This is a genomic window from Streptomyces sp. NPDC058678 (genome assembly GCF_042714835.1).
Taxonomy (GTDB): Bacteria; Actinomycetota; Actinomycetes; order Streptomycetales; family Streptomycetaceae; genus Streptomyces.
Window position 1 is genome coordinate 40108 of record NZ_JBHXSG010000032.1, and the last position, 19221, is coordinate 59328.

Below are 19221 nucleotides of genomic sequence, written 5' to 3' on the forward strand. Positions count from 1 at the left end.
CGCGCAGTTCCCCGCGCCCCTGAGGTTGCGTCCACTTCCCCCTTTCTTGCAGATCGAGGTCTGTCATGCGTACGTCCCGCCTCAGTAGACGTGCCGTTCTCGCCGGAACCGCGGCCGCCGCCGCGCTCACCGCGATTCCCGTGGGCCAGGGGCGTGCGTACGGCGCCGAAGCCGCCGTCGCCCCCACCTACCGCTGGCGCACCGCCGTCATCGGCGGTACCGGATTCGTCACGGGTGTTCTCTTCCACCCCTCCGTACGCGGTCTCGCCTACGCCCGTACCGACATCGGCGGCGCCTACCGCTGGGACGACCGGGCCGCCAGTTGGACGCCGCTCACCGACCACCTCGGCTGGGACGACTGGAACCTCCTCGGCGTGGAGGCGATGGCCGTCGACCCCGCCCACCCCAACCGTCTCTACCTCGCTCTCGGCACCTACGCCCAGTCCTGGGCGGGCAACGGCGCCGTCCTGCGCTCCGAGGACCGGGGCGCGACCTGGGCCCGCACCGACCTCACCGTGAAGCTCGGTGCCAACGAGGACGGCCGCGGCACGGGGGAGCGGCTTCTCGTCGACCCGCGCGACAGCGACACCCTGTGGCTGGGGACCCGGCACGACGGGCTGCTCAGGTCCACCGACCGGGGCGCGACCTGGGCGGCCGTGACCGGCTTCCCGGGCGCCCCGAGCGCGTCCGGCCAGGGCGTCACCTTCCTGGTCGCCGCCGGGCGCACCCTCTACGCCGGCTGGGGCGACTCGGACGGCACGTCCGCCAACCTGTACCGCACCGCCGACGGCACCACCTGGAAGGCCGTCCCCGGCCAGCCCTCCGGCACCGCCGCCAAGGTCCCGATCCGCGCCGCGTACGACAAGACCACCCGCGAGCTGTACGTGTCGTACGCGAACGCGCCCGGCCCCAACGGCCAGTCCGACGGCAGTGTGCACAAGCTGCGCACCACGGACGGGAAGTGGACCGAGGTCACGCCGGTGAAGCCGGGCGGGACCACGAGCGACGGCTCCGCCGACAGCTTCGGCTACGGCGGCGTCGCCGTCGACGCCTGTCGCCCCGGCACCGTCGTGGTCTCCACCAACAACCGCTGGGCGGCGATCGACACCCTGTACCGGACCACCGACGGCGGCCGTACCTGGACGTCCCTCAAGGACGCCGCGGTCTTCGACGTGTCCGAGACTCCCTTCCTCAAGTGGGGCGGCGACCAGCCCAAGTTCGGCTGGTGGATCCAGGCGGTCGGCATCGACCCGTACGACTCGAAGCACATCGTCTACGGCACCGGCGCCACCCTCTACGGCACCCGGGACCTGAAGCGCTGGGCCCCGCAGATCCGCGGTCTGGAGGAGACCGCCGTGCGCCAGCTGATCTCGCCCCCGGCCGGGGAGGCGCACCTGCTCAGCGGGCTCGGGGACATCGGCGTGATGTACCACGAGCGGCTCACGGCGTCTCCGTCGCGCGGCATGGCGTCGAACCCCGTGTTCGGGTCGGCGACGGGACTCGCGCAGGCCGCGACGAGACCGGCGTACGTGGTCCGCGCGGGCTGGGGCGACAACGGCAACGGCGCCTACTCGAACGACGGCGGGCAGACCTGGGCGCCCTTCAAGGCCCAGCCCGCGATCGCCAAGGACGCGCCGGGGCCGATCGCCACCAACGCGGACGGCAGTGTGTTGCTGTGGTCCTTCGTGCACTGGGACGGCACGAAGTACGCGGCCCACCGCTCGGCGGACAACGGCGCCACCTGGACCGAGATCTCCTCCTTCCCGAAGGGCGCCACGCCGGTCGCCGACCCGGCCGACCCGACGCGCTTCTACGCGTACGACACCGACACGGGAACGCTACTCGCCAGCACTGACAGTGGCCTCTCGTTCACAGCGCGTGCGACCGGGCTGCCCTCCGGGGACAGCCAGTTCAAGCTGGTCGCGGCGCCGGGCAGATCCGGTGACCTGTGGCTCTCCGCGAAGTGGAACGGCCTGTACCGGTCCACCGACGGCGGGGCCACCTTCTCGAAGCTCGACAGCTGCCGGGCCTCGTACACCCTCGGCTTCGGCAAGGCCGCCGAAGGGGCGCAGTACCCCGCCATCTACCAGGTCGGGTCCACCGAGACCATCACGGCCGTCTACCGCTCCGACGACGAGGCGAAGACCTGGGTGCGCATCAACGACGACGCCCACCAGTGGGGCTGGACCGGCGAGGTCATCGTCGGCGACCCGCGGCTGTACGGCCGCGTGTACCTCGCCACCAACGGGCGCGGCATCCAGTACGGGGAGCCGGTCTGATGCCGGCCGAACACCGGCCCACTCTGGCCGACGCCACCCGCGGCCGCATCCTCTACGGCGGCGACTACAACCCCGAGCAGTGGCCCGAGGAGACCTGGCTCGACGACGTCCGCCTGATGAAGGACGCCGGCGTCAACAGCGTCACCCTCGGCGTCTTCTCCTGGGCGAAGCTCGAACCCCGCCCCGGGGAGCGGGACTTCGGCTGGCTGGACCGGCTGATGGACCTGATGCACGAGAACGGCATCGGGGTCGTCCTGGCCACGCCCACCGCCTCGCCCCCGCCCTGGATGGGGCACCTGCACCCCGAGACCCTGCCCGTCGACCAGGACGGCCGTACCGAGTGGTGGGGCGGCCGCCAGCACTTCTCGCACTCCAGCGCCACCTACCGCCGTCACGCCGCCACCATCACCGAGGACCTCGCCGCCCGCTACGGCCCCCACCCGGCCCTCACCATGTGGCACATCAACAACGAGTACTGCACCTACGACTGGAGCGACGAGGCCGCCGCCCGCTTCCGCGGCTGGCTCCAGGAGAAGTACGGCACGCTCGGCGCCCTCAACGAGGCCTGGGGCACCGCCTTCTGGAGCCAGGGCTACGGGGACTGGGCGGAGATCCACACCCCCCGGCACGCCCACTACCTGAAGAACCCCACCCAGGTGCTGGACTTCAAGCGGTTCACGTCCGACATGCTCCTGGAGTGCTACGTCGCCGAGCGCGACATCGTCCGCCGAGCCACCCCGCACATCCCCGTCACCACCAACTTCATGCCGCTGTGGGTGGGCCAGGACGCATGGCGTTGGGTCGAGGAGGAGGACGTCGTCTCGGTCGACCTCTACCCCGACCCGCGCGACCCCCTCGGCGCCCAGAACGGCGCCCTCGTCCAGGACATGACGCGCTCCCAGGCGCGCGGCCCCTGGATGCTGATGGAACAGGCGGCAGGACCGGTCAACTGGCGGGGCGTCAACCACCCCAAGCCGCGGGGCCTCAACCGCCTCTGGTCGTTGCAGGCCGTCGCCCGAGGGGCCGACGCCGTCTGCTACTTCCAGTGGCGGCAGTCCCGGCAGGGCTCGGAGAAGTTCCACTCCGGGATGGTCAGTCACGCGGGGGAGGAGGGCCGTACGTACCAGGAGGTCAAGCAACTCGGCGCCGAACTCGCCAAGATCAGCCAGCAGGTGACGGACAGTCACTCGTTCCACGACATCGCCGTCCTGCACGACTGGCACGCCTGGTGGGCCGGCGCCCAGGACGGCCGTCCGTCCACGCACGTCGACCACCCCGAACTCGTACGAGCCTGGCACCGGGCCCTCTGGGAAGCCCACCTCACCACCGACTTCGCCCACCCCGAACACGACCTGAGCCCCTACAGGCTCGTCGTCGTCCCGCAGCTCTACGCCCTCACCGACGCGGCGATCGAGAACCTCCTCGGATACGTCCGCGGCGGCGGCACCCTCGTCTCCGGCTTCCTCACCGGCGTCGCCGACGAGGACGACCGGGTCCGGCCCGGCGGCATGGACGCCCGCCTGCGCGACCTGTTCGGCATCCGCACCCTGCACGAGTGGTGGCCCCTGGACGCGGGCGAGACCGTCGAGTGCGACGGCTTCCGCGGCACCCTGTGGTCGGAGGAGATCGAGAAGGCCGAGGACGGCGAGGTCGAGGCCACGTACAAGGGCGGGGAGCTCGACGGGCTGCCGGCCGTGCTCCGCAAGGGACGTGCCTGGTACGTCTCGACGCTCCCCGAGCCGGACGCGATGCGCGAACTGCTCGCCCGGATCGCCGCCGACGCGGGCGCCCGCCCCGTGCTCGACGCGCTGCCCGCCCAGGTCGAGGCGGTCCGCCGCGGTGACCTGCTGTTCGTCCTCAACCACGGGCGCGAGTCGGTGACGGTCGACGTGCCGGGCACCCACCGGGACCTCCTGACGGACGTGACCGTCACGGACGAGCTCACCCTCGGCCGCTACGGAGTGGCGGTGCTGAGGCCATGAGCGCCGGTCCCGTCCACGGCACCTGGGAGCCGCGGCCCGCCGCCCGCTGGGAGGACGCCTTCCTGTCCGGCAACGGCCGGCACGGCGCCATGCTGTTCGGTGATCCGAACGACGAGCGGGTCGTCGTCACGCATCACACCCTCGTCCGTCCGAACGGCGCCGAGCACGCCCGCCCACCGGAGCTCGCCGGCCAACTCACCGCGCTCCAGGACCGGTTGCTCGCCGGAGAAGCGGCCGCCGCCGAGACCTTCACGGACGGCCGAGACCTTCAGTGGGTCCAGCCGTTCCACCCGGCCTTCCAGGTACGGCTGCACAGGACGACCGAGGGCGAACCGCGCGCGTACCGCCGATCCGTCGACTTCACCACCGGCGTGGCCACGGCCGAGTGCGCCGACTGGAGCAGCCGGGTCTTCGTCTCACGCGCCGACGACGTCATCGTCCAGCACGTCCGCACCACCGACCTGACCGTCTCCCTCGACCACCGGCTCCCGGGCGCACCCCACGACCTCGCCGTCGGTCACGGCGCCGTCCTCACCCCCGACGGCGCCCTGCTCACCCTGCGCGCCCGCTACCCCGGCAGCGACCGCGCGTACACCGGCGTGACGCTGGTCGCCGTCACCGGCGGCCGTACGACGCTCACCCCTCCCGGTCTTCGGATCACCGGCGCCGAGTCCGTGCTCCTGCTCACCCGCGTCCTGCGCCACACAGGCGCCCCGGGCACCCCGAACACCCCGGACACCGACGACCCGGACGCCCTTGCCCAGGCCCGCGCCCTCGGCGACCTGATCCCGGACGACGACGACCCGTACGCCCGCCTCCTGGAACGCCACACCCGGCCGCACCGCACCGCCTACGAGCGCGTGACCCTCGATCTCGCAGCGGATCCCGCCGAACGCGAGCTGCCCGGCTCGGAGTTGCTGAGCCGCCCCGACAGCCCCGCCCTCCTGGAACGCCTCTTCGCCGCCGGCCGCTACCACCTGCTCTCCGCCAGCGGGATGCTCCCGCCCCGCCTCGTCGGCCTCTGGACCGGCGACTGGAACACGGCCTGGTCGGGCGCGTTCACCACCAACGCCAACCTCAACCTCCAGACCGCCTCCGCGGCGGCCGCCGCCCTCCCCGAAGTCACCGAGGCACACGCCTCCCTGATCCACCGCCAGGTCGGCGACTGGGCCGAGAACGCCCGCGTGACCTTCGGTGCCCGAGGCGTGGTCGCGCCCACGCACACCGACGGCGAGTCCGGATTCACGTACCACTTCGACCGTGAATACCCGCACCAGCTGTGGACCGCCGGTGCCGACTGGCTCCTCAAACCCCTCGTCGACCACGACGAGACCCGCGGTGAACAGGATCCGCGCACCGCCCATGTCCTCGCCCAAGTAGCCCTGTTCTACGAGGACTTCCTCACCCGCACGGACGCCGACGGCCACCTGGTCGTCGTCCCCTCCTACTCGCCCGAGAACCGTCCGGCGAACGCGAGCTGGGGCACGATCAACGCGGCCATGGACCTGTCGGCCGCCCGACACGCCCTGCTCACCGCCGCCGACTACCACCGGGAGCGGGCGGACGGCTGGCGTGCCCTCGCCGACCGGCTCCCGCCCCACCGGATCAACACCGACGGCGCGCTGGCCGAGTGGGCCTGGCCCGGCCTCGACGACACCTACGACCACCGCCACCTCAGCCATCTCTACGGCGTCTGGCCGCTCGACGAGATCAACCCGTACGACACCCCGGACCTCGCGGCAGCCGCGTACCGGGCCCTCGAACTGCGCGGCGCCGAGAACGACTCCGCGCACGGCCATCTGCACCACGCTCTCGTCGCGGCCCGCCTGCGCGACGGCGAACGGGTCGCGCACGCACTCGGCCAGGTGCTCAAGGGGGACTTCTTCCACGCGTCCCTCATGAGCGCGCACTACCCGAACCGGGACGTCTACAACGCGGACGCGGCGCACACCCTGCCCGCCGTGCTCGTGGAGATGCTGGTGCAGTCGACGCCGGACCGGCTGGTCCTGCTGCCCGCGCTGCCGACGGCATACCCGAAAGGCCGGCTCCAGGGCATCCGCACCCGGTTCGGGGCGGAGATCGACCTCACCTGGAACCAGCACGAAGCGACCGCGGTGATCCGCCCCACCCGGACACACCGCGTCGAACTCCGGACTTCCTCCGGCGCCGAACCGCTCCACCTCGTCGCCGGAGAAGACCACGTCCTCACTCTCGGGGCGTGGTAACCCCCCAAAAAATCCCCTGCATTTCCCCCCACCCATGGAAGGGACACCATGGCATCACGCACCATCGGCAGGATCAGCAAGGTCCTGCTGGCCCCCGCCCTCGCGCTCGGCGTCACCGTCGGCCTCGCCTCCGCCCCCGCCTCGGCCGCCGTCTGGAGCTCCTGCGACCAGTGGGGCAACACCAGCCTCAACGGTTACACGCTCTACAACAACATCTGGGGCTCCGGCGCCGGCAGCCAGTGCATCTGGGCCAACTCCGGCACCAGCTGGGGCGTCAACGCCAACCACCCCAACACCGGCGGCATCAAGTCCTACCCCAACTCCAAGAAGGTGATCAACAAGTCGATCACCTCGCTGGGCTCACTCTCCAGCAGCTACAACGTCAGCGTCCCGTCGTCCGGCGCGTACAACACGTCGTACGACATCTGGGACACGGACTACGACTACGAGATCATGCTCTGGGTCAACAAGACCGGAGCCGTCGGCCCGCTCGGCACCTCGCAGGGCAACGTGACCCTCGGCGGCCACACCTGGACCGTCTACAAGGGCACCAACGGAGCCAACGAGGTCTTCTCGTTCATCCGCACCTCCAACTCCAGTTCCGGCACGGTGAACATCCTGCCGATCCTGAAGTGGATCAAGGACACCAAGAAGTGGATGGGCAACGAGACCATCGGTGACGTCCAGTTCGGCTTCGAGATCACCTCGTCGTCCGGCGGTCTGGACTTCGCCGCCAACAACCTGACGGTCAGCAGCAGCTGACCCTCGCCTCCCCGCAGGACAGTGCGGCCGGTCCCTCCCCTACGGGACCGGCCGCACTTCCGCGTCCGGCGCGACCTGGGCCCGTCCGGCGGATCAAGCCGCAGACGCGGGGCCTGGCACGCCGATCTGCGGCGTTGTCGTCGGTTGCCGAGTCCCCCACTCTCGACTTCGCTCGAGCGGGGGGACCCCCATCGCGTCGACGCCCTCCTCCGCCTCGCAGCTCGACGCACCAGGCCCCGCTCACCTGCGTCGATGAGGCGCCGTTAAATTTCCTGCGGCCTGATCCGCCGGACAGGCCCTACTCCGCCACGGGCAGCCGCGCCCCGTCCCGCAGGAACAGCGGGATGCGGTCCAGGGGGGCGTCGACCGTCACGGTCGTACCGCCCCCGTACGTCTCGCCGGTCCACGCGTCGGTCCAGGTCGCGCCCGCCGGGAGATAGGTCGTGCGGGCCGTGGCGCCCGCGGTGAGCACCGGGGCGACCAGCAGGTCCCCGCCGAAGAGATAGGCGTCGTCGACCGACCAGGTCGCCTGGTCCCCGGGGAACTCCAGGAACAGCGGGCGCATGACCGGCAGGCCCTCCTCGTGGGCCTCGCGCATGACCTCCAGGACGTACGGCTTGAGACGCTCGCGCAGCCGCAGGTACTGCTCCATGATCGTCCCGGCCTCCTCGCCGTACGACCACACCTCGTTGGGGCCGCCGGTCATGGCCGGGCCCAGCGGCATGCCGGGGTCCCGGAAGCCGTGCAGGCGCATCAGCGGGGACAGCGCCCCGAACTGGAACCAGCGGATCATCACCTCGCGGTACGCCGGGTCGTCCGGGTCGCCGCCGTGGAAGCCGCCGATGTCGGTGTTCCACCACGGGATGCCCGACAGGGCGGTGTTGAGACCGGCCGCGATCTGGCGGCGCAGGGTCGCGAAGTCGGTGCCGATGTCACCGGACCACAGGGCGGCGCCGTAGCGCTGGCTGCCCGCCCACGCCGAGCGGTTGAGGGAGATGATCTCGTCCTCGCCGGACGCCAGCAGGCCCTCGTAGAAGGTGCGGGCGTTCTCGGCCGGGTACATGTTGCCGACCTCCAGGCCCGGACCCGCCCAGTAGCGCAGGTTCTCCGAGAAGCCCGGCTTCAGCTCCGGCTCGCAGGCGTCCAGCCAGAAGGCCGTGATGCCGTACGGCTCCAGGTAGTTCCGCTTCACCCGCGACCAGAGGAAGTCGCGCGCCTCCGGGTTGGTGGCGTCGTAGAAGGCGACCTGGACGGTGGAGGCTACCTCCTTGTCCGGCCAGTCGGCGTGCGCCATCGGGCCGTACTGGGTTCCGATGAAGTAGCCGCGCTGCTCCATGAGCTGGTGGTTCTCGCTCAGCGGGGACACCGACGGCCACACGCTCACCACCAGCTTGACGCCGAGCTCCTCCAGCTCGCGCACCATCGCCGCCGGGTCGGGCCACTCCGACAGGTCGAACTTCCAGTCGCCCAGGTGCGTCCAGTGGAAGAAGTCGCAGACGATCACGTCGAGGGGCAGGCCGCGTCGCTTGTACTCCCGTGCCACACCGAGGAGTTCGTCCTGCGTGCGGTAGCGCAGCTTGCACTGCCAGAAGCCCGCCGCCCACTCCGGGAGCATCGGGGTGCGGCCGGTGACCGCGCTGTAGTGCCGCTGGGCGTCGGCCGGGGCGCCCGCGGTGATCCAGTAGTCGAGCTGGCGGGCCGAGTCCGCCACCCAGCGGGTGCCGTTGCCGGCCAGCTCGACGCGGCCGATCGCCGGGTTGTTCCACAGCAGCGTGTAGCCGCGGCTGGAGGTGAGCACCGGGATGCCGACCTCGGCGTTGCGCTGGACCAGGTCCAGGACCAGGCCCTTCTGGTCCAGCCGGCCGTGCTGGTGCTGGCCCAGGCCGTACAGCTTCTCGTCGTCGTAGGCGGCGAAGCGCTGCTCCAGTCGGTGGTGGCCGTTGCCGACGGCGGTGTAGAGGCGCGAGCCCGGCCACCAGAAGTGCGCGCGGTCCTCGGCCAGCACCTCGGAGCCGTCCGCGGTGCGCAGGAAGCGGATCAGGCCCTCGGCGCTGACCTCCACGGTCAGCGAGCCGACGGTCAGCAGACCCTGCCCGTCCTCGATCTTGACGGTGGACTCGGTGGCGGGCGGTGTGTCGAGCAGCGCGCCCGGCAGCCCGTCGAGGACCGGACCGCCGAGCCGGGCGCGGACCCGGACCGCGTCCGGACCCCACGGCTCGATGCGTACGGTCTCCTGGCGGCCGCTCCACTCCAGCGCGCCGTCCCGCTCGCGGAAGGTGCCGACGGTGGGTGACGACTGCGCGAGGCTGACCTGGGACTGCTGTTCGGCAGGCTGATTCACGGTGGGGTGCTCCTTGAAGGAGTGCGGGCATGGCGGTGCCCCGGCAGGGCGTGGCGGGGGCGGGTTCCGGCGTCAGGATCCGGACAGGGCCGGGGCCGGCCCCGTGCTCGTCCGGACCGTCAGCTCGGGGGCGATCAGCACGACTTCGTCGGCTCCGTGGCCGTCGAGCTTGGCGACCAGGCGCTCCACGGCGTGCCGGCCCATGTCCTGCGCGGGGATGGCGACCGACGTCAGCCGCACCGAGGCCTGGGCGGCGACCTGGTCCGGGCAGATCGCGACCACCGACACGTCCTCGGGGACGGCCCGCCCCTGCTGGCGCAGCAGGGCGAGCAGCGGCTCGACCGCCGACTCGTTCTGCACGACGAACCCGGTGGTGCCCGGGCGCTCGTCGAGGACCCGGGCGAGGGTCACGGCCATCGCGTCGTACCCGCCATCGCAGGGCCGGTGCAGCAGTCGTACGCCCAGTTCCTGGGCGCGGGACCGCAGTCCGTCGAGGGTGCGCTCGGCGAAGCCGGTGTGCCGTTCGTAGACGGCCGGGGCCTCGCCGATGACAGCGATGTCGCGGTGGCCGAGCTTCGCGAGGTGCTCGACGCACAGTGCCCCCGTCGCCCTGAAGTCGAGGTCGACACAGGTCAGTCCGGAGGTGTCGGCGGGCAGCCCTATCAGCACGGACGGCTGGTCGGTGCCGCGCAGCAACGGCAGCCGCTCGTCGTCGAGTTCCACGTCCATCAGGATCATCGCGTCGGCCAGCCCGCTGCCGGTGACGCGGCGCACGGCGTCGGGACCCTCCTCGCCGGTGAGCAGCAGCACGTCGTAACCGTACGTGCGGGCCGTGGTGGCCACCGCGATGGCGATCTCCATCATCACCGGCACGTACATGTCGGTGCGCAGCGGGATCATCAGCGCGATGATGTTCGACTTGCTGCTGGCCAGGGCGCGGGCGCCCGCGTTCGGGTGGTAGCCGAGCTCGCGGATGCTCTGCTCCACCCGCTGCCGGGTGGCTCCGGAGATGGACCGCTTGCCGCTGAGGACATAGCTCACCGTGCTCGCCGAGACTCCGGCGTGCTGGGCGACCTCGGCGAGGGTGACCATCCAGCTCTCCAAGCTTTTGTGAAGCGCTTCGACAGTGCGCGTAACGAATAAGGGCGGGTGAGGGTGGTTCGACAGTAGCTCCACCGGGAGTGGGTGTCCATAGGTTGTCGAAGCGCTTCGACTACGACTTGCGGGCGGGTGACCGCAGCGGTGACGGCCCCTGACCGGCCCGCTGCCGCCCGGCCTTTCGGAGGTGGAGGTTCCTGCCTACCACGGCCGACCGTGGCGGGCTATGGAACGGGAGCGTCCGTCGTGCGGGGCCGGCGACGGCTCCCGTCGCCTGACGGCAACCCATGGCCCGCCGGCGGCCACTGAGCGGACGTACGCGAACACCCCCTCCCGAAGGACCGCCCCGTGCAGCACCGCCCCCCGACTCCGACGTGAAGTCGTACGCCGGCACGGTCCTGGGCCGGCACTGGGGCTGGAAGGTCGACAGGTCGGCCACGGGCCTGCCGCTCCGCGTCGGCGACCGCAAGCCGGTGAGGCCCACCTGGGAGTTCCCGCTGAACTCCACCCCCGGCACCATGAACGTCGCCTACGACCTGTGGCTGCACACCAGGAACACCGCCGACTGGCAGGACCGGCCCACCGACGAGGTCATGATCTGGCTCGACCGCCAGGGCGGCGCGGGCCCCCTCGGCACCAAGTACGGCAGCGTCAGCCTGGGCGGCTCGATGTGGGACATCTACCAGGGCGACATCGGCTGGAAGGTGTACTCCTTCGTCCGCCGCACCAACACCACGAAGGCCACATCGACCTCGACGACTTCACCCGGGCACTCGTCCGGCGCAAGCTGCTGAGCAACGACAAACGTCTCCGGCATCGAGTCCGGCACCGAGGTCTTCAAGGGCACGGGACGTCTGGACACGAAGTCGTACTCGGTCGACATCGGCTGAACGGACGCGCGAGGGGTGGTGGGGTCGGCCCGGATCGGGTACATACGATCGGGTAGCACCCGTCGGTAACCAAACGGCCCCAAGATCCCGATTCGCGGCGAGGTGAGCCCCAATGTCCGCAGCACCCACCCAACCCACCGTCACCGAGCGTGAAGCGCGCCAGGTGGCGGAGGCCGCCCGGGAACAGGACTGGCGCAAGCCCAGCTTCGCCAAGGAACTGTTCCTCGGCCGCTTCCGGCTCGACCTCATCCACCCCCACCCGATGCCGCCCGACGAGGACGCCCAGCGCGGCGAGGAGTTCCTCGCCAAACTGCGCGACTTCTGCGAGACGAAGATCGACTCGGCGCGCATCGAGCGGGACGCACAGATCCCCGACGAGACGATCAACGGGCTCAAGGAGCTCGGCGCCCTCGGCATGAAGATCGACACCAAGTACGGCGGCCTCGGCCTCACACAGGTCTACTACAACAAGGCCCTCGCCCTGGTCGGCTCCGCGAACCCGGCGATCGGCGCCCTGCTGTCCGCCCATCAGTCGATCGGCGTACCGCAGCCGCTGAAGATGTTCGGCACGCAGGAGCAGAAGGAGAAGTTCCTGCCGCGCTGCGCCCGCACCGACATCTCGGCGTTCCTGCTCACCGAGCCGGACGTCGGCTCGGACCCCGCGCGCCTGGCCACCTCCGCCGTCCCGGACGGCGACGACTACGTCCTCGACGGGGTCAAGCTGTGGACGACCAACGGCGTCGTCGCCGACCTGCTCGTGGTCATGGCGCGCGTGCCCAAGTCCGAGGGACACAAGGGCGGCATCACGGCGTTCGTCGTCGAGTCCGCCTCCGAGGGCGTCACGGTCGAGAACCGCAACGCCTTCATGGGTCTGCGCGGCCTCGAGAACGGCGTCACCCGCTTCCACCAGGTCCGCGTCCCGGCCGCCAACCGCATCGGCCCGGAAGGCGCGGGCCTCAAGATCGCCCTCACCACCCTCAACACCGGCCGCCTCTCACTGCCCGCCATGTGCGTCGGCGCCGGCAAGTGGTGCCTGAAGATCGCCCGCGAGTGGTCGGCGGCCCGGGAGCAGTGGGGCAAGCCGGTCGCCTTCCACGAGGCCGTCGGCTCGAAGATCAGCTTCATCGCGGCGACGACCTTCGCCCTGGAGGCCGTACTGGACCTGGCGTCCCAGATGGCGGACGAGGACCGCAACGACATCCGCATCGAGGCCGCCCTCGCCAAGCTCTACGGCTCCGAGATGGCCTGTCTGATGGCCGACGAACTGGTCCAGATCCGCGGCGGCCGGGGCTTCGAGACGGCCGCGTCGCTGGCGGCCCGCGGCGAGCGCGCGGTGCCCGCCGAGCAGATCCTGCGCGACCTGCGCATCAACCGCATCTTCGAGGGCTCCACCGAGATCATGCACCTGCTGATCGCCCGCGAGGCCGTCGACGCCCACCTTTCGGTCGCGGGCGACCTGATCGACCCGGAGAAATCCCTCTCGGACAAGGCGAAGGCGGGCGCCCAGGCCGGCGCCTTCTACGCCAAGTGGCTGCCCAAACTGGTCGCGGGGCCGGGCCAACTCCCCACCTCGTACAACGAGTTCAAGCACGAGGTCGACCTCTCGCCGCACCTGCGCTACGTCGAACGCACCGCCCGCAAGCTCGCCCGCTCCACCTTCTACGCCATGTCCCGCTGGCAGGGCCGGATGGAGACCAAACAGGGCTTCCTGGGCCGGATCGTCGACATCGGCGCGGAACTGTTCGCGATGAGCGCGGCCTGCGTACGCGCCGAACTCCTGCGCACCACCGAGGACCACGGCCGCGAGGCCTACCAACTGGCCGACGTCTTCTGCCGCCAGTCCCGCATCCGCGTCGAGGAACTCTTCGGCCGCCTGTGGACCAACACCGACGACCTCGACCACAAGGTCGTCAAGGGCGTGCTCTCGGGCACCTACGAGTGGCTGGAGGAGGGCATCGTCGACCCGTCCGGCGACGGACCGTGGATCGCGGACGCCACACCGGGGCCGAGCAAGAAGGAGAACGTGCACCGGCCGATCCGCTGACGGCCCACGACAGGAAGCCCCCCTCGGCCCCCCGTGCGGGGGACGAGGGGGACTCCCTGTCCTCACACACCGTCCTTACGGCCACAATGGAGGGATGACCGACAGTCCAGCCCCTCTCGCCGACCCGCACCTCGTCTACGACCCGGTCGCGGGCGACGGGCCGAAGGACGTGGTGATCCTCGGCTCCACCGGCTCGATCGGCACCCAGGCCATCGACCTCGTGCTGCGCAATCCGAACCGGTTCCGGGTCACCGGGCTCTCGGCCAACGGCGGCCGGGTCGCCCTCCTCGCCGAACAAGCCCACCGACTCGGGGCGAGGACCGTCGCCGTGGCCCGCGAGGACGTCGTACCGGCCCTGCGCGAGGCCCTGAGCTCCCACTACGGCACCGGCGAAGCGCTCCCCGAGATCCTCGCCGGCCCCGACGCGGCCACACAGCTCGCCGCCTCCGACTGCCACACCGTCCTGAACGGCATCACCGGCTCCATCGGACTCGCCCCCACCCTCGCCGCCCTGGAAGCGGGCCGCACCCTCGCGCTCGCCAACAAGGAGTCGCTCATCGTGGGCGGCCCGCTGGTCAAGGCCCTCGCCAAGCCCGGACAGATCATCCCGGTCGACTCCGAGCACGCCGCGCTGTTCCAGTCGCTGGCGTCCGGCACCAGAGCCGACGTACGCAAGCTCGTCGTGACCGCGTCCGGCGGCCCCTTCCGCGGCCGCACCAAGGCCGAGCTGGCGAACGTCACCGTCGAGGAAGCCCTCGCGCACCCCACCTGGGCCATGGGCCCGGTGATCACGATCAACTCCGCGACCCTCGTCAACAAGGGCCTGGAGGTCATCGAGGCACACCTGCTGTACGACATTCCCTTCGAACGCATTGAGGTGGTCGTGCATCCGCAGTCGTATGTCCACTCGATGGTTGAGTTCACGGACGGATCCACGATCGCGCAGGCGACGCCCCCGGACATGCGGGGGCCGATCGCCATCGGCCTCGGCTGGCCCGAACGCGTCCCCGATGCGGCCCCCGCCTTCGACTGGAGCAAGGCGTCGACCTGGGAGTTCTTCCCGCTCGACCACGACGCGTTCCCGTCCGTCGGCCTCGCGTGCCACGTGGGGCGGCTCGCGGGCACGGCCCCGGCGGTGTTCAATGCCGCCAACGAGGAGTGCGTCGAGGCCTTCCGGGCCGGCGCGCTGCCGTTCAACGGGATCATGGAGACCGTGACCCGGGTGGTGGACGAGCACGGCACCCCGCGCACGGGAACCTCGCTCACCCTCGCGGACGTCCTCGAAGCGGAGACCTGGGCGCGGACCCGGGCCCGGCAACTGGCGGCACAGACGGCGGAGGCCCGTGCATGACGACACTGATGTTCATCCTCGGCATAGTGATCTTCGCGTTCGGCCTGCTGATCTCGATCGCGTGGCACGAGCTGGGGCACCTGTCCACCGCCAAGCTCTTCGGCATCCGCGTGCCGCAGTACATGGTCGGCTTCGGCCCGACGATCTTCTCGCGCAAGAAGGGCGACACCGAGTACGGCATCAAGGCCATCCCCTTCGGCGGCTACATCCGCATGATCGGCATGTTCCCGCCCGGCGCGGACGGCCGCCTGGAGGCCCGCTCCACCTCACCCTGGCGCGGCATGATCGAGGACGCCCGCTCGGCCGCCTTCGAGGAGCTCAGGCCGGGTGACGAGAACCGCCTCTTCTACACGCGCAAGCCCTGGAAACGGGTCATCGTGATGTTCGCGGGCCCGTTCATGAACCTGATCCTCGCGGTGGCGCTGTTCCTCACCGTCCTCATGGGCTTCGGCATCTCGCAGCAGACCAACACGGTCAGCTCCGTCTCCCAGTGCGTCATCGCCCAGAGCCAGAGCCGCGACGAGTGCAAGAAGTCCGACCCGCCCTCCCCGGCCGCGGCCGCCGGCCTCAAGGCGGGCGACGAGATCGTCTCCTTCGCCGGCGTGAAGACCGACGACTGGAACCGGCTCTCCGACCTCATCCGCGCCAACCCCGACAAGGAGGTGGCGATCGTCGTCGACCGCAAGGGCGAACAACTCACCCTGCACGCGAAGATCGCCTCCAACCAGGTCGCCAAGAAGGACTCCAGCGGCCAGTACGTCCAGGGCGAGTACGTCACCGCAGGCTTCCTCGGCTTCAGCGCCGCCACCGGCATCGTGAAGCAGGATTTCGGGGACTCCGTGACCTGGATGGGCGACCGCGTCGCCGACGCCGTCGACTCCCTCGCCGCCATCCCCGGCAAGATCCCCGCCCTGTGGGACGCCGCCTTCGGCGACGGCGTGCGTGAGCCGGACTCCCCGATGGGCGTGGTCGGCGCGGCCCGCGTGGGCGGCGAGATCTTCACCCTCGACATCCCGCCGACCCAGCAGCTGGCCATGGCCCTGATGCTGGTCGCCGGCTTCAACCTCTCCCTGTTCCTCTTCAACATGCTCCCGCTGCTGCCCCTCGACGGAGGCCACATCGCGGGCGCCCTGTGGGAGTCCCTGCGACGCAACCTGGCGAAGGTGCTGCGTCGGCCGGACCCGGGTCCGTTCGACGTGGCGAAGCTGATGCCGGTCGCCTATGTGGTTGCCGGGATCTTCATCTGCTTCACGCTCCTGGTCCTCATCGCGGACGTGGTTAACCCCGTGAGAATCTCCTAGTCACGAGGAGTTCGCGGCGGCCCGGCATCCTGGATGCCGGGCCGTCCCCCGTCGGGTGGGTTTACGGCCGTGATGTGCTCGCGCCTGGCCACGTGCCGTAATCTCGAAGCCCGGAGCCCGCTGCTGACGGGACCGGACCTTGATCCACGACTTGGGGTTGCACAGCAGATGACTGCGATTTCTCTCGGCATGCCGTCCGTTCCGACCAGGCTCGCCGAGCGCCGGAAGAGCCGGCAGATCCAGGTCGGATCCGTGGCGGTCGGCGGGGACGCCCCGGTGTCCGTGCAGTCGATGACCACGACCCGTACGTCCGACATCGGCGCCACCCTCCAGCAGATCGCCGAGCTCACGGCGTCCGGCTGCCAGATCGTCCGGGTGGCCTGCCCGACCCAGGACGACGCGGACGCGCTCGCGACCATCGCCCGCAAGTCGCAGATCCCGGTCATCGCCGACATCCACTTCCAGCCGAAGTACGTCTTCGCCGCCATCGAGGCGGGCTGCGCCGCGGTCCGGGTGAACCCCGGCAACATCAAGCAGTTCGACGACAAGGTGAAGGAGATCGCGCGGGCCGCCAAGGACCACGGCACGCCGATCCGCATCGGCGTGAACGCGGGCTCGCTGGACCGCCGCCTGCTCCAGAAGTACGGCAAGGCGACCCCCGAGGCACTCGCGGAGTCCGCCCTGTGGGAGGCGTCCCTCTTCGAGGAGCACGACTTCCGGGACATCAAGATCTCCGTCAAGCACAACGACCCGGTCGTGATGGTCGAGGCGTACCGCCAGCTCGCCGCCCAGTGCGACTACCCGCTGCACCTCGGCGTCACCGAGGCCGGCCCCGCCTTCCAGGGCACGATCAAGTCGGCGGTCGCCTTCGGCGCCCTGCTCAGCCAGGGCATCGGCGACACGATCCGCGTCTCCCTGTCGGCCCCGCCGGTCGAGGAGGTCAAGGTCGGCAACCAGATCCTGGAGTCGCTGAACCTCAGGCAGCGCGGCCTGGAGATCGTCTCCTGCCCGTCCTGCGGGCGTGCTCAGGTCGACGTCTACAAGCTGGCCGAGGAAGTCACCGCCGGCCTGACCGGCATGGAGGTGCCGCTCCGCGTCGCCGTCATGGGCTGTGTGGTCAACGGCCCCGGCGAGGCCCGCGAGGCCGACCTCGGTGTGGCCTCCGGCAACGGCAAGGGCCAGATCTTCGTGAAGGGCGAGGTCATCAAGACCGTCCCCGAGTCCAAGATCGTCGAGACCCTCATCGAGGAGGCCATGAAGCTGGCCGAGCAGATGGAGGCGGACGGGGTGGCGTCGGGCGAGCCGTCGATCTCGGTCGCGGGCTGACATTCCAGCCCGCCCGGCGTTCGAGGACGTGGCCCGTTCAGGGCCGAAGCGGGGGTCCGGGGGCGGCAGCCCCCAGGTACGGGACAGCAGCCGCCGGTCCCCTCGAAGCGAGCGGCAACTCGGGCAGGGCGGCGCCGCTCAGCTTCCGCAGGTACAGTGCGGAAATCAGCAGACCCCAGTGTGAGGCCCCGCCCGTGTTGACCCAGACCACCTCCCGGGTCCTCGAACCGAGCGACCTGGACGCCGCGCTCGCCGTCCTCGACCGCGAGCCGGTCGCGAACGCCTTCGTGACCTCCCGGGTCCAGGTCGCCGGACTCGACCCGTGGCGGCTCGGCGGCGAGATGTGGGGCTGGTACGAGGACGGCATGCTGACGTCCCTGTGCTACGCCGGCGCCAACCTGGTCCCGATCTGCGCCACCCCGCGGGCTGTCCGCGCCTTCGCCGACCGTGCCCGCAGGGCCGGCCGCCGCTGCTCCTCCGTCGTCGGCCCCGCCGAACCCACCGCCCAGCTCTGGCGGTTGCTGGAGCCGAGTTGGGGACCGGCCCGCGAGGTCCGCGCCCAGCAGCCCCTCATGGTCACCGACCGCATGCCCACCACCATCGCCCCGGATCCCTACGTCCGTCGCATCCGCAAGGACGAGATGGACACGATCATGCCGGCGTGCGTGGCGATGTTCACCGAGGAGGTCGGCGTCTCACCGATGGCCGGTGACGGGGGCCTCCTCTACCAGGCCCGGGTCGCCGAACTCGTCGGCGCCGGCCGCTCGTTCGCCCGCCTCGACGCCGACGGCAAGGTCGTCTTCAAGGCCGAGATCGGCGCCGCGACCGACCGCGCCTGTCAGATCCAGGGGGTGTGGGTCGCCCCCGAGTACCGAGGGAGGGGCCTTGCCGCGCCGGGCATGGCGGCGGTCCTGCGCTACGCGCTGGCGGACGTCGCGCCCGTGGTGAGCCTGTACGTGAACGACTTCAACACGGCGGCGCGAAGGACGTACAGGAGGGTCGGCTTCCAGGAGGTCGGCGCCTTCATGAGTGTCCTGTTCTAGCGGCCCCACCTCAACCGGAACCCCCCTGTAGGCTCCCCGCATGGACCTCGTCATCGGCCCCTTGGACCTTTCAGCCCACGTGGACGAGGCCCTGGCCGTCCAAGCCCTCGCCTTCGGACTCGGCCCCGACGAGGTCGCCGTACGCCGCCAGATCGTCCTGCGCCACATGGTCCACCCGGGAGCAAGGGCGTTCGGCGCCACGGCCGGAGGCAACCTCGTCGGGTTCGTCTACGGCATGCCCAACGACCGCGCCCACTGGTGGTCGACGGTCGTGGAGCCGTACCTCCGCGCCCGGCACTGCGACGACTGGCTCGACAACTCCTTCGTGATCACCGAGTTGCACGTCCACCCGCACCACCAGAACCGCGGCCTCGGCCGCGCCCTGATCACCACGATCACCGACACCGCCACCGAACCCCGCTCGATCCTCTCCGCGATCGACCAGGACAGCCCCGCCCGAGGCCTCTACCACTCCCTCGGCTACCAGGACCTGGCCCGCCAGGTCCTGTTCCCCAGCGCCCCCAAGCCGTACGCCGTGATGGGCGCCCCGCTGCCCCTGCGCCGCCGCTAACCGATTTC

At 70.8% G+C, this 19221-nt stretch carries 13 protein-coding genes; 11 read left to right on the forward strand and 2 right to left on the reverse strand.

What is annotated here, in order from left to right:
- The first annotated feature begins 65 nt into the window (after positions 1 to 65).
- From ACFWWR_RS26810 to ACFWWR_RS26825, 4 genes are read left to right on the forward strand one after another with little or no spacing between them, the layout of a single operon-like run.
- Positions 66 to 2279 (forward strand): 1,4-beta-glucanase, encoded by a 2214-nt coding sequence (locus tag ACFWWR_RS26810; protein ID WP_384305701.1) that lies wholly within the window; start codon positions 66 to 68, stop codon positions 2277 to 2279.
- On the forward strand, positions 2279 to 4261 hold the full coding sequence (locus ACFWWR_RS26815) for a beta-galactosidase (protein ID WP_383875858.1): 1983 nt from the start codon (positions 2279 to 2281) through the stop codon (positions 4259 to 4261). The genes ACFWWR_RS26810 and ACFWWR_RS26815 overlap by 1 nt, the downstream gene beginning before the upstream one ends.
- Positions 4258 to 6486 (forward strand): glycoside hydrolase N-terminal domain-containing protein, encoded by a 2229-nt coding sequence (locus ACFWWR_RS26820; RefSeq protein WP_384305704.1) that lies wholly within the window; start codon positions 4258 to 4260, stop codon positions 6484 to 6486. Before ACFWWR_RS26815 ends, ACFWWR_RS26820 begins: the two co-directional genes overlap by 4 nt.
- A 48-nt stretch (positions 6487 to 6534) precedes the next feature.
- On the forward strand, positions 6535 to 7248 hold the full coding sequence (locus ACFWWR_RS26825) for a hypothetical protein (protein ID WP_383875862.1): 714 nt from the start codon (positions 6535 to 6537) through the stop codon (positions 7246 to 7248).
- 298 nt (positions 7249 to 7546) lie between these two features.
- Here ACFWWR_RS26825 and ACFWWR_RS26830 read toward each other — a convergent pair whose 3' ends face one another.
- Together ACFWWR_RS26830 and ACFWWR_RS26835 are read right to left on the reverse strand one after the other, a co-directional pair.
- Positions 7547 to 9589 carry a TIM-barrel domain-containing protein gene (locus ACFWWR_RS26830; protein ID WP_383861962.1) on the reverse strand — a complete coding sequence of 681 codons (2043 nt, stop codon included), beginning with the start codon at positions 9587 to 9589 and terminating at the stop codon, positions 7547 to 7549.
- A gap of 72 nt (positions 9590 to 9661) precedes the next feature.
- Complete coding sequence (locus tag ACFWWR_RS26835; protein WP_383861965.1) at positions 9662 to 10681, reverse strand: LacI family DNA-binding transcriptional regulator; 1020 nt, start codon at positions 10679 to 10681, stop codon at positions 9662 to 9664.
- A gap of 380 nt (positions 10682 to 11061) precedes the next feature.
- On the opposite strand from ACFWWR_RS26835, the gene ACFWWR_RS26840 reads away from it, so the two are divergent.
- The 7 genes from ACFWWR_RS26840 to ACFWWR_RS26870 all read left to right on the forward strand — a co-directional run bounded on the left by ACFWWR_RS26840 (position 11062) and on the right by ACFWWR_RS26870 (position 19213).
- Positions 11062 to 11481, forward strand: coding sequence for a hypothetical protein (locus ACFWWR_RS26840; RefSeq protein WP_384305707.1), 420 nt, complete (start codon positions 11062 to 11064; stop codon positions 11479 to 11481).
- A gap of 208 nt (positions 11482 to 11689) precedes the next feature.
- Positions 11690 to 13621, forward strand: a complete 1932-nt coding sequence (locus tag ACFWWR_RS26845) for an acyl-CoA dehydrogenase family protein (RefSeq protein ID WP_384305710.1) — start codon at positions 11690 to 11692, stop codon at positions 13619 to 13621.
- Between the two features lie 94 nt (positions 13622 to 13715).
- Positions 13716 to 14972, forward strand: coding sequence for a 1-deoxy-D-xylulose-5-phosphate reductoisomerase (gene dxr / locus ACFWWR_RS26850; protein WP_383861974.1), 1257 nt, complete (start codon positions 13716 to 13718; stop codon positions 14970 to 14972).
- Positions 14973 to 14980: 8 nt separating this feature from the next.
- Positions 14981 to 16273, forward strand: a complete 1293-nt coding sequence (locus ACFWWR_RS26855) for a M50 family metallopeptidase (RefSeq protein WP_383862111.1) — start codon at positions 14981 to 14983, stop codon at positions 16271 to 16273.
- Positions 16274 to 16441: 168 nt separating this feature from the next.
- On the forward strand, positions 16442 to 17599 hold the full coding sequence (gene ispG, locus ACFWWR_RS26860; RefSeq protein WP_383861977.1) for a flavodoxin-dependent (E)-4-hydroxy-3-methylbut-2-enyl-diphosphate synthase: 1158 nt from the start codon (positions 16442 to 16444) through the stop codon (positions 17597 to 17599).
- A gap of 194 nt (positions 17600 to 17793) precedes the next feature.
- Positions 17794 to 18642 (forward strand): GNAT family N-acetyltransferase, encoded by an 849-nt coding sequence (locus ACFWWR_RS26865; RefSeq protein ID WP_383861980.1) that lies wholly within the window; start codon positions 17794 to 17796, stop codon positions 18640 to 18642.
- Between the two features lie 40 nt (positions 18643 to 18682).
- Entirely contained in the window at positions 18683 to 19213 is a 531-nt protein-coding gene (locus ACFWWR_RS26870) for a GNAT family N-acetyltransferase (protein WP_383861983.1), read from the forward strand.
- Positions 19214 to 19221: the final 8 nt, after the last annotated feature.